Here is a 13,861-nt window from a genome sequence, read left to right as displayed (position 1 = left end):
CATTTATTTTTTGTCTTGAATAAGCCGAAACAGAATCTCAGCGACTTTGTTGGTGTCATGGCGGACTACTCCGCCTTCACGAATAGCAATTTCATCAAAGATGACATTGAGGCCGAGTGATTTTAATAAATCCACATCATAGAACACCGGCTTCGCTCTTTCTTCTTTATATTTCTCTTGGATATACTCAGGAATCGGATCGTTATTGACTAAAATAGTGTCGATAAACGCACAGGACATATGGTCATAAATCGCTTTCACATGGTCGCTTGCCGTAAAGTCCAGTGTTTCCCCTGCCTGGGTCATCAAATTGCAAATATATACCTTTTTTGCGGCAGCCTGGCACACTTCTTCCCCGATTTGGGGCACAAGCAAATTAGGCAAGATGCTCGTATATAAGCTGCCGGGTCCAACAATAATCAAATCAGCCTCTCTAATGGCGCGAATGGTTTCAGGCAGAGGCTGAATATCACCAGGTGACAAAAATACACGCTTAATCCGCTTGCCGGAATAAGGAATTTTCGACTCGCCGGATACAATCGTTCCATCCTCCATTTCAGCATGGAGAACAACACTCTGATTAGCAGCCGGCAGCACTTTGCCGCGTACATTTAGTACTTTGCTCATTTCCTGAACCGCATGCACAAAATCGCCTGTAATCGACGTTAATGCAGCGATCATTAAGTTGCCAAGCGAATGGCCGGACAATTCATTCTTCGTACTGAAGCGATGTTGAAAAAGCGTCTCCACGAGCGGTTCGACATCTGACAAAGCGGCCAGGACATTGCGAATGTCGCCGGGAGGAGGAATCTTCAGCTCATCGCGCAGCCGCCCGGAGCTTCCGCCGTCATCAGCTACTGTGACGATAGCTGTCAGATCAATTGGATGCTTCTTCAAGCCGCGCAGCAGAACCGATAGCCCTGTACCTCCGCCAATAATGACCACTTTCTTTGGCTGGATTTGTCTCATATCGTCTGAACCGTTCTCTTGTTGATATCCCGATGGGTAATTCGGGTTTGATAATCGCCGGCAAAGTAGTGGCCGATATGCTCCGCCAAAGCTACTGAACGATGCTGTCCTCCGGTGCACCCAATCGCCACAACAAGCTGGGACTTACCTTCCATTTTGTAATGGGGAAGCATAAAGGAAAGCAAGTCCAGCACCTTTTCCAAAAACTTTTGGGTATCATTCCACTTCATCACATAGCTTGATACGTCTTCTTCAAGCCCTGTATGAGGACGCAGATGATCAACATAATGGGGATTAGGCAAGAAACGGACATCAAATACAAGATCCGCATCGATCGGCAGACCGTACTTAAAGCCGAAGGACATGACATTGACGGTAAAGGCCGCTTTTTTATTAGGGGAAAATTCGCTAAGAATTTTCTCGCGCAAATCCTTTGGCTTCATTGAAGAAGTATTGTAAATAATGTGCGCTCGGCCTTTCAAATCCTCCAGCAGCGCCCGTTCCTGCTGAATGCCGTCCAAAGGCAAGCCGGTCGGCGACAGCGGATGAGAGCGCCGCGTTTCTTTATAGCGGCGGACAAGCACAGAATCCTCCGCCTCCAGAAACAACAGCTTGGGCGTGACTGAAGCCATCTCGGCCGCTTCATCCAGCGCCTGAAACAGGTAATCGAAAAATTCGCGGCCGCGCATGTCCATTACGACGGCTACCTTATTCATTTGATTGCCTGAATCCTTCATCAGCTCCAAAAACTTAGGCAGCAAGGTCGGCGGCAAATTATCGACACAATAGAAGCCAAGGTCTTCAAAACTTTGAATAGCCACTGTTTTTCCCGCTCCGGACATGCCAGTAATGATTACCAGCTGCATTTCATTTCCCGCTTTATTGGTCATTCTCAATCCCCTCTCTCTTTTAGCGGCTGTCTCTCTCATGGATATTGCTTCGTATTAATTCGGATCAAGCCGGTAGGAAATCAGCTTAAAATCAGGCGTGTATGTAAAAGCGCCATAAATGACACCTGTGCCATGCACCATATAATCCAGGATATGGCGGTCGCCTTCTGCCATTGGCAGCTCTTTTATTTTTTCAACGGGATGCCATTCAAGCTTTCCTTCTTCACTTTCTTTAATGGAGACCCCGTCACTTTCCTGAGCGAAAAAGGTAAACATCATCCACTCGGATACGATGTCGTCGCCATCTTTAATAATAAAGGTAAAGATGCCCTTCACGGCAGGACGGCGCAAATAAATGCCCGTCTCCTCCCTGTATTCACGGATCACCGCGTCCCGGACTGATTCTCCCGGCTCCATTTTTCCGCCCGGGGCAACCCACCAGTTGCGGCGAGGCTTTTGCAGGAGCAGAACTTTATCATCTTTTAGCAATAAACAGTTTGTTACACGCTGCATATTTTTCACCTCCGGGTAAGCCCGGCTTTAGGAACAGCCAGGCAATCCGTCTCTTCTTTCATTCTTATTATTATACTATGTTCACTCTATTGATCTCAATGCCGGGTTCTCAGAAGAAACAGTTTCCTTTCTGAAAATGAAGAACCGCTTAGAAAATGTCCCTCATTTGGAATTATTCCACAAAAAAAGGGCTGTTCCATAACGGCACCTCTAACAGCTGCTTGAGCCGCAGAAGTTAATGCCGGTTATCGGAACAACCTCGCCAAAAGGGATATGATTAAATATAGGGGGTGTATCAGATTACTGAACTACTGTAACACATCTTTATTGCAGCTTCATTACGAGCCGATTAACAGACTGTTAAACTTATGCTTTTACCCCTAATTCTTCTTTTAATTCTTCAACATAATGCTGGGCAGCCTGGGCAGCAATGCTTCCGTCACCTGTTGCTGTGACAATTTGGCGAAGCGTTTTTTCACGCACATCGCCAGCTGCAAAGATGCCCGGGATTTTTGTTTCCATTTTTTCATTTGTTACGATATAACCGGCCTCATTCGTAATTCCTAAATTCAAGAATGGTTTCGAAAGCGGCAGCATGCCGACGTAAATGAATACACCGTCGGCAGGGAATTCCCGTTCCTCGCCATTTTCAGTCGACACAAGTGTTACACTGCCTACTTTTCCGTCTTTTTCATTGATTTCCTTGACTGTATGATTCCAAATAAAATCAATCTTTTCGTTTTTAAATGCCCGGTCCTGCAAAATCTTTTGAGCACGAAGCTCATCACGGCGATGAACGATGGTTACGTTTTTAGCAAAACGCGTTAAATAGCTTCCTTCTTCAACCGCAGAGTCGCCGCCGCCGACAACGACCAGATCTCTTTCTTTAAAGAAAGCGCCGTCACACACCGCACAATAGGAAACGCCGCGGCCAGTTAATTCTTTTTCGCCAGGCACCCCAAGCTTTTTCCACTCGGCTCCTGTAGTAATGATAACCGAACGCCCTTTAAAGTCTTTTGCACCCGCTTTGATTGTTTTATATTCCTTGCCGTCAATAATTTCTTTAATATCGCCATAGGCGTATTCAGCGCCGAATTTTTTGGCATGGTCAAACATTTTTGTAGATAATTCCGGACCAAGAATATGGTCATATCCCGGATAGTTCTCTACTTCTTCTGTGTTTGCCATTTGTCCTCCCGGCACACCGCGTTCAATCATCAATGTAGAAAGATTAGCGCGTGATGTATAAACAGCGGCTGTCATTCCCGCCGGTCCCGCACCGATAATAATGACATCATAAATTTTATCTTCTGCTGCCAAAGCTAGCCACTCCTTTTCTTTCAGTACTATATACATACCCTAAATCGTATAGTTTATTCTCTTTCTATCCTAATCAATGAAGGGCTTTTCGTCTATTTTTCTGCTCACTATAATCGTTCGCGCACATGTTTGATGTATTTTTGCAAAGTTGAAGGAGAAAGATCATATTGCTCTGCAAGGCTTGTCTGCGATTCTTTTTCGCCGCGCAGCTTGCGCCACATATACTCAGTCGCCGCCGCAAATGCCGCTTGATTCTTCAAGCGGCATTGTTCTTCTGCCAATTCACCAAAAACCGTAAACCAGAGCATTAACAATCCCGCCTCTTCTGTACCGATCGGCTGAAATTTTCTATAAAGAACAAGAGCTGTTTCATGTGCCAGACTGATGCGTGATTCTTTTTTCAGCTGCGGATCGACAGGTATGCCAAGCACATCCGCCAAATAGATTCTTTCCCGGAAAGCAAGTGACTCAATGTCGCAAAAATCAGGATGGCTCATTACTTTTTTCTGATCTTCTGCAACCGAAAGCAAGAAGATGCCAAACAGACGCTCTTCTTCATACTCGCTATTCATCCTTCTTACAATGGAGGCTGGCTGATGCTCATAGCCTAATTGCTCTGTTTTTTTACTTGCCCACGGTTCCTGGCCAGCTTTCTCCGGACTTATCTTCAACATGTGCTTCCAAGCATTTTCAGCTGCTTCCTGCCGGCCTGAAAAGTAAGCGGAGTGGGATAGCCAGTAATAAAAAGCAGGCTCTCCGTCAAACCCTTTTTTATGAAGCTTTTTCAGCCAGCGATAGGCCTCTTCATACTGCCCGATAAGCGCGAAGGTGACACCAAGCTTAAATTGCTGTTCCGGCAAGATGGGGTATGTTTTGCGCAGCAAGTCCACCAGCTGCCGCAGGAGACTATATTGCTTTTCGTAAAATAAAAAAACGGCCAAATTGCATAAGGCATGCAAGTTTCCCGGATTTTTCTCCAGCACGCTTTCAAGCACTTGATGAGCCATTTCTACTTCCCCAAGATAAAAGTGGGCCAGCGCCAGGTTGTTATGGGCGGGCCAAAAATCCGGATGCTTGGCAATTAATCCTTCCAGACGCTCAATTGCTTTTTCAAAGCTGCCGCCCTCAAGCAAATAGCGGGCTTCTTCTTGAAGAGCAATTAACTCGTCCTGCTCATCCAGTTCATCTAAATCTTCCTCACTGTCAAGCTCGATCAAGTCCAGCAATTCTTCTGCATCCTCGATAAATTCGCCGGCCTCATCTTGTTCTAAGTACGCTTTCGCATGCTTAAATGCTTCCTTAAATAAGCCTAAGTGGGCATAATTGTTTGCTAAAAAATAATGACACTCACTAATCAAAGGATCTAAATCATCCAGCACGAAATGCAGCAAGCCGTTTGATTGTTCGAAATTGCCGAGCTCTGTTTCAACAATGGCCAATTGACAGGCAATCATCGGTTCCATCGGCTCTAAATCCATCGCGCGTGACAAATACTTCTTGGCCTTTGACAGTTCTCTCTTACGCAGCGCTTTTAACCCTTTTGTATAATAATACTCACCTGTCGGCAAAAAAGAGACGACCTTCCCTTTTTCCTTCCGTAGCTTTGAGTGTTTTGTCATGAAAGTCCTCCGAGCATTGTTAATTAACCTATTGAGTATATCACAGATGGCAAAGGCTCGTTAATAAAGAAGAAATAAAAATACCAGCAAGCGCGCCCGCTGATAAAGCCGGGAACAGCTGTTACGGTTTTCGAATGAGCCAGAACTTAAGAAAAGAGCTGCCTAAAGTCCATTCATCCTCGACTTTTAAGACAGCTCCGTATATTATTTTCTCTTCTCTTCGTGGCGTTTCGCCAGCACACCTAACACATCAGCAAGCTCTACCTTTTGTTCCCGCAGCAGAACTAGCAGATGATAGAGCAAATCAGCGGCCTCCCACTGCAGTTCATCCTGATCACGGTTCTTGGCGGCAATAATAACCTCCGCTGCTTCCTCCCCTACTTTTTTCAAAATTTTATCCACGCCTTTTTCAAATAAATACGTCGTATAGGCGCCTTCCGGACGGGTCTGTTCTCTGTCCGCGATCACTTCTTCTAATTTATGCAGAATGGTATAAGGCAGCATCTCTGTTTGTTCGCCGTACAAGGAATATTCAAAACAGCTTGTTGTTCCGAGATGACAGGCCGGCCCCTGCGGCTTGACGAGTACAACAAGCGCGTCCTGATCGCAATCGTACTTAATGTTCACAACCTTCTGGGTATTCCCGCTCGTTTCGCCTTTATGCCAAAGCTCTTGGCGGGACCGGCTAAAAAGCCACGTCTCGCCGCTGTCTATCGTCCGCTGCAGCGATTCCTTATTCATGTAAGCAAGAGTCAACACTTCGTATGTAGCAGCATCTTGAATGATAGCCGGCACGAGCCCTTGTTCATCAAATCGAATCTCTTCTATGGTTATGCTCATCTCACATTCACTCCCCGGTCCTTCAAATAGTTTTTCACTTCGCTGACGCTTGTTTCTTTATAATGAAAAATAGAAGCAGCCAGAGCAGCATCGGCTGATCCTTCTGTGAATACTTCAAAAAAATGCTTCGCTTCTCCTGCACCGCCGGATGCAATAACAGGAACGGATACGGCTTCACTTACCGCTTTTGTCAATGCCAGATCAAAGCCGCGCTTTTCTCCGTCGCTGTCCATGCTTGTCAGCAAAATTTCGCCTGCGCCCCGCTCCACCGCTTCCTTGGCCCAGCTAATCACTTCTCGGCCTGTCGCTTGCCGCCCGCCGTGCGTGTAGACCCGCCATGAATCAAGCTCCTCGTCACGCTTCGCATCGATAGCGAGAACGATACATTGTGTTCCGAAATAATCCGCCCCAATCGTGATCAGTTCGGGATCAAGAACAGCTGCTGTATTTAACGACACTTTATCGGCACCGGCCCGCAAAATACGCTTCATATCTTCAAGCGAATTAATGCCGCCGCCGACAGTAAAAGGAATAGCCAGCTGCGAAGCAACATCCTGAACGACTTCTGCCATCGTTTTTCGCCCTTCATGAGAAGCAGAGATATCGAGAAATACAAGTTCATCCGCCCCCTGCTCATCATATATTTTCGCCAGCTCCACCGGATCGCCCGCATCGCGCAGTTCAACAAACTGAATGCCCTTAACGACACGGCCGTCTTTCACATCCAGACAGGGCACAATTCGTTTTGTAATCATCTTCCTGCCTCCTTTAATGCCTCTCTGACAGTGAACTGGCCGGTATAAATCGCTTTTCCGACAATCGCTCCGCTTACTCCGGCCTGCTCATGGCGCTTGATTTCTCTTATGTCTTCTAACGAGCTGACGCCTCCGGAAGCGATGACACGTTTCCCCGTAGCGAGGGCAAGCTCAGCTACCGCTTGAATATTAGGGCCAGAAAGCATTCCGTCTGTAGCAATATCTGTGAAAATGAAGGTTTCGGCTCCCGCATCCGCCAGTTCTTTGCCCAGATCCACCGCTCGCAATGAAGAGGTTTCCAGCCAGCCATGGGTGGCAACAAATCCGTCCTTTGCATCCAGCCCGATTGCCATTCTGCTGCCAAACTTGCGAAGCCACTGTTTCACAAGTTCTGTTTCTGAGACAGCTAAACTGCCAATAATCACTCGATCAACCCCATTATCCAAATAGTGAAGAATATCCTCTTCACTGCGGATGCCGCCGCCAATTTGCACTTTGGCGCCAAGTTTTTGCGCTGCTTCAATGACAAAGCGGTCATTGATGCGCCTTCCGTCTTTTGCTCCGTCTAAATCGACCATATGAATCCATTCTGCTCCGTCCTCTGCAAAGGACTTAGCCATGTCAAACGGAGAATCGCCATATACTGTTTCCTGGCTGTAATCTCCTTGCTTTAGCCGGACGCACTTGCCGCCGCGCATATCAATAGCTGGATAAATGGTAAAACTCATAAAATCGCCCCCGATTGCTCCATTGCTTTTGCAAAATTAGTTAATAGCTGCATACCGACCCGGCTGCTTTTCTCAGGATGGAACTGCATGCCGAATACATTGTTTTTCCCGACAACCGCCGGGATTTCCACGCTGTAAACTGTGCTGGCAAGCAACGCTTCCCGGTCTATTCCCTCAACGTAATACGAATGGACAAAATAGACAAAACCTTCCTCCACCCGATGAAGCACGGGTGATTGCTGGTGAAACGCCAGCTGATTCCATCCCATATGCGGCACTTTCACTTTGTCGCCGCTATCAGCAGGAATGCGAACCACCCGTCCTCTTAATAAGCCAAGTCCTTGAGTCCGGCCATTTTCCTCACTTTCCTGGAATAACAGCTGCATGCCCAGACAAATGCCTAAAAGCGGGCGCCCGCTGTCCACATACGCGTACAGGAACTCATCAAGCTTCTTCTCTTTCAATAAAGCCATCGCATCTTTAAACGAACCGACGCCCGGCAAAATCAAACCTTTCGTCTCATTCAGTTCTTCTGGTGATTCACTAATAATATAAGGCACGCCTATTCTTTCAAGCGCCTTGCTGACGCTGAACAAGTTGCCCATTCCGTAATCAACGATGCCGATCATCTTCTATAACATTCCTTTCGTTGACGGCACGCCCTTAACGCGCGGATCAATAATTGTCGCTTCATCAAGCGCCCGGGCAAGCGCTTTAAAGACCGCTTCAATCATATGATGGGTATTGCTGCCGTAGTGAATGATGACATGGAGGTTCATTCTTGCTTCAAGAGCAAGCTTCCATAGAAATTCATGGACAAGCTCGGTATCGAACGTTCCTACCTTTTGAGCCGGAAACTCTCCGCGCATCTCAAAATGAGGACGGTTGCTTAAGTCAACCACTACTTGGGCTAGCGTCTCATCCATTGGAACAAAAGCATTTCCGTAGCGCTTAATCCCCTTCTTGTCACCGAGAGCTTCCTTTAAAGCAAGCCCTAAACAAATGCCAATGTCCTCTGTCGTATGGTGGTCATCTATTTCCACATCGCCGTCCGCTTTGACAGTTAGATCAAACTGGCCATGCTTCGCAAACAAATCAAGCATATGATCCATAAACGGCACGCCCGTTTGAATATCTGCCTGGCCCTCACCGTCGATGGAAAAAGCAAGCTGAATTTTTGTTTCATTCGTGTTGCGGTTTAATTCTGATGTTCGGTTACTCAATGGGGCCACTCCCTCTTCTTTTAATTTTCCAACATGGTTTATTGTTCTTTTCGAGCCTCGACCGCCCGGGCGTGAGCTTCCAACCCTTCAAGCCGAGCGAAAGCAGCGACTTTATCAGCATTTTCACGAAAGGCTGTTTCACTGTACATAATTAAACTTGATTTCTTCATAAAATCATCCACATTCAGCGGTGAAGAAAAACGGGCTGTCCCGTTTGTCGGCAGCACGTGATTAGGTCCTGCAAAATAATCACCGATCGGCTCGGAGCTGAAGCGGCCAATAAAAATAGCACCGGCATGGCGAATATTCTCAACGATACTTAACGCACCTTCTGTCATAATCTCTAAATGCTCGGGAGCTAGCTGATTTACTACACTGACGGCTTCCTGCATATCTTTTGTGACATAAATAGCGCTGTAATCCTCAATGGCTTTCCGGGCAATCTCCTCTCGCGGCAGGCTTTTGAGCTGTTTCTCCACTTCAGCAGCTGTTTCCTCCGCCAGTTTCCGGGAAGGCGTAACAAGCACACTGCTGGCGCGCGGATCATGCTCCGCTTGCGATAATAAGTCTGCCGCAACTTCGGCAGGATAGGCCGTTTCATCAGCAAGAACAACGATTTCGCTCGGGCCGGCAATCATATCAATATCGACATCGCCAAATACTTCCCGTTTAGCGAGCGCGACATAAATATTGCCGGGGCCGGTAATTTTATCGACAGGCTCAATGGTTTCTGTTCCATAAGCGAGCGCGGCCACCGCTTGGGCACCGCCGACTTTATAAATTTCCTCTACCCCCGCGATATCGGCAGCCACAAGAACACCTGCAGGGAGGCGGCCATCAGAGCCGGGAGGCGATACCATAACAATCCGTTTAACCCCGGCGACTTTTGCCGGCAGGACATTCATAAGAACAGAGGAAGGATAGGCGGCCGTTCCTCCTGGCACATATACGCCTGCTGAGTCGAGCGGCGTCATTTTCTGCCCAAGCATCGTGCCATTCTGATCCGTATATGTCCAGGTTTGCCTCAGCTGTTTTTGATGAAACAAAGAAATATTGCCAGCCGCTTCTTTAATGACCTCAGCCATCTCTTTCGGAAACGCTTGATAGGCTTCAGCTATTTCCTCAGGCGTTACTCGCATATCACTTAATTCCGCCCCATCAAATTGCCGCGTATATGCGAGCAAGGCGGCATCTCCATCAGAGCGCACCGTCCGGATAATCTGCTGGACCGCGGCACGCTGCTGCTCGGTTCCGCTATCCACAGAACGTTTTAATGATAGTTCCTGTGTGACAGTTTCGATTCTCATCTTTTTTCACACTGCCTTTTCTGCAATAGTTTCTGCCAGCCTGCTGACAAGCTGGCCGATTTCCTTGTCCTTTAAGCGGTAGCTAGCCGGATTGACGATTAGCCGGGAAGTAATATCGACAATCGTTTCATATTCAACAAGACCATTTTCCTTTAATGTCCGGCCGGTGGAAACAATATCAACAATCCGGTCAGCAAGGCCGATCATCGGGGCCAGTTCAATAGAGCCATTTAATTTAATGATCTCCACTTGTTCTCCTTTTCCCCGAAAATAGGAAGAAGCCACATTAGGATATTTCGTTGCCACCTTGGGAGCCACCTCATCGACGGTTGTATCCGGCAAACCGGCAACTGCAAGATAACAAGGGCTGATTTTCAAATCAATGAGTTCATATACATCTCTTTCTTCTTCAAGCAGGACATCTTTTCCTGCAATCCCCAGATCTGCCACCCCATATTCCACATATGTAGCCACATCCATTGGCTTGGCTAGAAAGAAACGCAGCTGTTCTTCCGGCACTTCAATAATCAGCTTGCGTGATTCGTCAAGATCCGGAGGCAGCTGGTAGCCCGCTTTACGAAGCAGACCGGCGGCTTCTTCGAAAATCCGTCCTTTTGGCATCGCAATTGTTAACATCGCTATCAAAACTCCCTTCCGCTTGCTGCTTTTCCTACGAAGAATGAAACACTTTTGCATGTTTCTGTGAACCGGTCAACATCTTCCAAGCCAGCCACATCCTGCAACAGCACCGCTTCTCCTGCTTCCCTGCGCTTTCTTGCTTCTTGAATCGCTTCGATCCGCCGCTCATTGCTGAATAAGATGCAGTGCACCTTTTCCTCCTCTTCCAGCTGTTCCAGAGCGCTTAACAATACGTCCACACGCAGCCCAAAGCCAGTGGCGCTAGCCGGACGGCCAAACTTCTCCAGAAGATGATCGTAGCGTCCTCCGTTGCCGGCCGGTGTTCCCGCTCCGTCCACATATACCTCGAACACCAATCCCGTGTAATAGCTCATATGGCTGACGAGCGGCAAATCGAATTGTATATATTCTGCCACTCCATATTCCTGCAGCCTTTCATACAAGCTGCGCAATTCAGCAATGGCCTCGCTGCCCGCGCCGCCTTCAATTAAATCGGCCGCCCCTTCCAGGCAGTTCAACTCGCCTGATAAATCGAGAAAGCGAAGAAGCCGCTGCTGGTCAATGGAGGAAAGCGCCAACCCTTTAACATGCTCACGATAGCCGACATAATTTTTTTCGTATAAAAACCGGCGCAAATATTGGGCTCGCTCTTCTGTGCCTAAAATTTGCCGGAACAGCTCATCCGTAAAACGAATATGACCGAGAGAAAGCCGAAAACGCTCCATCCCTGTTTTTTTCAATACCGATACAAGCAGGGCAATGAGCTCTGCGTCAGCGCTAACCGTTTGGTCGCCAATCATTTCTACGCCAATTTGTTCAAACTCAGCCGCTCTGCCGCCCTCTCGCTGCTGGGCCCGGTAGACGCTTGCGGAGTAAGCAAGACGAAGCGGCACCCGTTCCTTCAGCAGCTTCGAGGCAGCGACACGCGCAATCGGTGTTGTCATATCAGGACGCAGCACAAGAGTGTTCCCTTGCTGGTCAAGCAGCTTAAACAGCTGGCGATCCAAAATAGCCGAAGCGGCTCCAACCGTCTCGTAATATTCAAGGGCAGGTGTTTCAATAAAGCGGTAGCCCCAACTCCTCATCTCTGCCGCTGCCGCTTCTTTTAATTTCCGCTTTGTTTCATATATATGGGGCAGCGTGTCACGCATCCCAACAGGCTTTTCAAACATTAACAGCTTCGACATTATTTATCACCCGATTATCCGTATATTTCACGCAACACACTTTAGTTCGCTAATGTGCTAACATGATGAAGTAATTATAAGTAGTTTAACGTTTCTGACAATTTTCGTCAAGAGAAAGAAAAAACGTTCCGGCTGCCGAAACGTTTTTTGATTGCTGCTTATTATTTAAAGTTTTCCGGAAAGGATGTAATGTCTACATTAAAAATCATTGGCATCATCACATACATAGCTATTGTAATGAAAACAATCGCAATAATATTAATCCAAAAACCGGCACGAACCATTTCGTTGATCTTAATTTTTCCCGTCGCAAAAATGATTGCATTGGGCGGTGTTCCAACCGGAAGCATAAATGCACAGTTTGCAGCCATGGCCGCCGGCATCATTAAGACGAACGGGTGCAAGTTCAACGCTAGGGCCAACGAGGCCAATACCGGCATAATCATAGTTGCCGTTGCCGTATTGGATGTGATTTCTGTTAAAAATAAAACGAAAGTTGTCACAAATACAACAACGAGAAGCATAGACAGACCGTCCAGCACCATCAGCTGTTCTCCAATCCACTTGGCAAGACCAGTCTCGCTAAATCCGGAAGCGATGGCCAGCCCCCCGCCAAATAAAAGCAGCACGCCCCAAGGCAAATCACGCGCTACTGACCAGTCTAACAGCGCTCCTCCCTTTTGTCTGGAGGGAAGAATGAAAAGCAGTACTCCCGCAAGGATGGCAATCATCGCATCACTAATTCCAGGGATAAATTCTTGCCAAATAAATGTCCGTGTAATCCACATAAAGGCAGCAAATAAAAATACGGTCATTACCCATTTTTCTTCTGAACTCATTTTTCCGAGCTTCTGCTTTTCTTCACGAATTAATTCCGCACCGCCCGGCAGCTCTTTAAATTTGATGGGGAAGGCAATATTCACTAAATAAAGCCAGGATAAAATCAAAAGAATCAATACAACCGGAGCTGCAAGAAAGAGCCAATCTGCAAATGAAATGGTGACTCCATATAAATTTTTAATGGCCGCCGCCAAAATAATGTTCGGCGGTGTGCCGATCAGCGTCCCAAGACCGCCAATCGTGCCGGCAAAGCCGATGCCAAAAATAACTGCTTTCTCAAATCCGCGAATGTCAATCGTCCGGTCGCCGGTTTGTTTAACAATTTGAGCAGCTTGATAAGTAATCGCTGTTCCGATCGGCACCATCATCATGACAGCCGCTGTATTAGACACCCACATAGACAAAAAGCCGGTCGCCACCATAAAGCCCAAGACGATACGCTTAGAGCCTGTTCCCAGGAAAGATACAATATTCATGGCAATCCGCTGGTGCAAATTCCATTTCTCCATTGCGATAGCAATCATGAAGCCGCCGAGAAATAAGAAAATAATCGGATCGCCATACGCTGCAGCTGCCGCATCTCCATCAAGCGCGCCCGTCAGCGGCATTAATATCAGAGGCAGCAAAGAAGTAACGGGTATTGGAATCGCTTCCGTAATCCACCAAACAGCTATCCATACGGTAATAGCCAGAACCGCTTTTGCTTCTGGATTCAAGCCTGCCGGCGAGAAAAACAATAGAATCGCAAAGAAAAGCAATGGACCAAGCAAAAAGCCTATCCATTGGACAGGACGCATATAACGGTTTTTTCGGGGAGGATGCGAGTTCCCCTCCTTTTCTTCCCCCGCTTTGACAGCTGCCGGCTGTGCCGATCTCCCATTTGAGAATAACAACAATTGCTTCAGCTTATCATGCGCCTTCCAACATTCATTCCAAACACTTACTCCTGATCGCTGCATACAATCCCCCTCTTAATTATCTAAATTGTTTTTTAATAAAGATAATTCAATGAATCGGTTAATTGTAGTTAA

General features: G+C 47.2%; 14 protein-coding genes. All 14 read right to left on the bottom strand.

The window, feature by feature from the left end; translation table 11 throughout:
• Positions 1–3: 3 nt before the first annotated feature.
• A complete protein-coding gene (locus tag BBA02S_RS08330; RefSeq protein ID WP_041113447.1) occupies positions 4–969 on the bottom strand; it encodes a gluconeogenesis factor YvcK family protein in 966 nt (321 codons plus the stop codon).
• Positions 966–1,859, bottom strand: a complete 894-nt coding sequence (rapZ, locus tag BBA02S_RS08325) for an RNase adapter RapZ (protein WP_041094831.1) — start codon at positions 1,857–1,859, stop codon at positions 966–968. The genes BBA02S_RS08330 and rapZ overlap by 4 nt, the downstream gene beginning before the upstream one ends.
• Positions 1,860–1,913: 54 nt before the next feature.
• Positions 1,914–2,372, bottom strand: coding sequence for an NUDIX domain-containing protein (locus BBA02S_RS08320; RefSeq protein ID WP_041094833.1), 459 nt, complete (start codon positions 2,370–2,372; stop codon positions 1,914–1,916).
• A 366-nt stretch (positions 2,373–2,738) separates the two neighbouring features.
• On the bottom strand, positions 2,739–3,692 hold the full coding sequence (gene trxB, locus BBA02S_RS08315) for a thioredoxin-disulfide reductase (protein ID WP_041094835.1): 954 nt from the start codon (positions 3,690–3,692) through the stop codon (positions 2,739–2,741).
• 107 nt (positions 3,693–3,799) lie between these two features.
• Positions 3,800–5,311, bottom strand: a complete 1,512-nt coding sequence (locus tag BBA02S_RS08310) for a tetratricopeptide repeat protein (RefSeq protein WP_041094837.1) — start codon at positions 5,309–5,311, stop codon at positions 3,800–3,802.
• Between the two features lie 204 nt (positions 5,312–5,515).
• Complete coding sequence (gene hisIE / locus BBA02S_RS08305; protein WP_370670947.1) at positions 5,516–6,151, bottom strand: bifunctional phosphoribosyl-AMP cyclohydrolase/phosphoribosyl-ATP diphosphatase HisIE; 636 nt, start codon at positions 6,149–6,151, stop codon at positions 5,516–5,518.
• Entirely contained in the window at positions 6,148–6,906 is a 759-nt protein-coding gene (gene hisF / locus BBA02S_RS08300; protein WP_041113446.1) for an imidazole glycerol phosphate synthase subunit HisF, read from the bottom strand. The genes hisIE and hisF overlap by 4 nt, the downstream gene beginning before the upstream one ends.
• Positions 6,903–7,634 carry a 1-(5-phosphoribosyl)-5-[(5-phosphoribosylamino)methylideneamino]imidazole-4-carboxamide isomerase gene (gene hisA, locus BBA02S_RS08295; protein WP_041113445.1) on the bottom strand — a complete coding sequence of 244 codons (732 nt, stop codon included), beginning with the start codon at positions 7,632–7,634 and terminating at the stop codon, positions 6,903–6,905. The genes hisF and hisA overlap by 4 nt, the downstream gene beginning before the upstream one ends.
• Complete coding sequence (gene hisH / locus BBA02S_RS08290; RefSeq protein WP_041113444.1) at positions 7,631–8,263, bottom strand: imidazole glycerol phosphate synthase subunit HisH; 633 nt, start codon at positions 8,261–8,263, stop codon at positions 7,631–7,633. The genes hisA and hisH overlap by 4 nt, the downstream gene beginning before the upstream one ends.
• Before the next feature lie 3 nt (positions 8,264–8,266).
• Positions 8,267–8,857 (bottom strand): imidazoleglycerol-phosphate dehydratase HisB, encoded by a 591-nt coding sequence (gene hisB, locus BBA02S_RS08285; protein ID WP_041094845.1) that lies wholly within the window; start codon positions 8,855–8,857, stop codon positions 8,267–8,269.
• A 38-nt stretch (positions 8,858–8,895) separates the two neighbouring features.
• A complete protein-coding gene (hisD, locus tag BBA02S_RS08280; RefSeq protein ID WP_041094847.1) occupies positions 8,896–10,164 on the bottom strand; it encodes a histidinol dehydrogenase in 1,269 nt (422 codons plus the stop codon).
• 6 nt (positions 10,165–10,170) lie between these two features.
• Entirely contained in the window at positions 10,171–10,800 is a 630-nt protein-coding gene (gene hisG / locus BBA02S_RS08275; RefSeq protein ID WP_041094849.1) for an ATP phosphoribosyltransferase, read from the bottom strand.
• Between the two features lie 5 nt (positions 10,801–10,805).
• On the bottom strand, positions 10,806–11,990 hold the full coding sequence (locus BBA02S_RS08270) for an ATP phosphoribosyltransferase regulatory subunit (RefSeq protein ID WP_041094851.1): 1,185 nt from the start codon (positions 11,988–11,990) through the stop codon (positions 10,806–10,808).
• A 161-nt stretch (positions 11,991–12,151) separates the two neighbouring features.
• On the bottom strand, positions 12,152–13,789 hold the full coding sequence (locus BBA02S_RS08265) for an SLC13 family permease (RefSeq protein WP_041094853.1): 1,638 nt from the start codon (positions 13,787–13,789) through the stop codon (positions 12,152–12,154).
• Positions 13,790–13,861 lie beyond the last annotated feature (72 nt).

The sequence above is a fragment of the Bacillus badius NBRC 15713 genome, assembly GCF_001591605.1.
Lineage (GTDB): Bacteria > Bacillota > Bacilli > Bacillales > Domibacillaceae > Pseudobacillus > Pseudobacillus badius.
This window is presented reverse-complemented; position numbering and strand designations above follow the sequence as displayed.

Bases quoted from the DNA above. Each gene is read 5' to 3' on its own strand.
- BBA02S_RS08320 (WP_041094833.1), bottom strand. From the start codon at position 2,372: ATGCAGCGTGTAACAAACTGTTTATTGCTAAAAGATGATAAAGTTCTG.
- hisA (WP_041113445.1), bottom strand. From the start codon at position 7,634: ATGAGTTTTACCATTTATCCAGCTATTGATATGCGCGGCGGCAAGTGC.
- hisF (WP_041113446.1), bottom strand. From the start codon at position 6,906: ATGATTACAAAACGAATTGTGCCCTGTCTGGATGTGAAAGACGGCCGT.
- hisD (WP_041094847.1), bottom strand. From the start codon at position 10,164: ATGAGAATCGAAACTGTCACACAGGAACTATCATTAAAACGTTCTGTG.
- hisG (WP_041094849.1), bottom strand. From the start codon at position 10,800: ATGTTAACAATTGCGATGCCAAAAGGACGGATTTTCGAAGAAGCCGCC.
- rapZ (WP_041094831.1), bottom strand. From the start codon at position 1,859: ATGACCAATAAAGCGGGAAATGAAATGCAGCTGGTAATCATTACTGGC.
- hisIE (WP_370670947.1), bottom strand. From the start codon at position 6,151: ATGAGCATAACCATAGAAGAGATTCGATTTGATGAACAAGGGCTCGTG.
- BBA02S_RS08265 (WP_041094853.1), bottom strand. From the start codon at position 13,789: ATGCAGCGATCAGGAGTAAGTGTTTGGAATGAATGTTGGAAGGCGCAT.
- BBA02S_RS08310 (WP_041094837.1), bottom strand. From the start codon at position 5,311: ATGACAAAACACTCAAAGCTACGGAAGGAAAAAGGGAAGGTCGTCTCT.
- BBA02S_RS08330 (WP_041113447.1), bottom strand. From the start codon at position 969: ATGAGACAAATCCAGCCAAAGAAAGTGGTCATTATTGGCGGAGGTACA.
- hisH (WP_041113444.1), bottom strand. From the start codon at position 8,263: ATGATCGGCATCGTTGATTACGGAATGGGCAACTTGTTCAGCGTCAGC.
- BBA02S_RS08270 (WP_041094851.1), bottom strand. From the start codon at position 11,990: ATGTCGAAGCTGTTAATGTTTGAAAAGCCTGTTGGGATGCGTGACACG.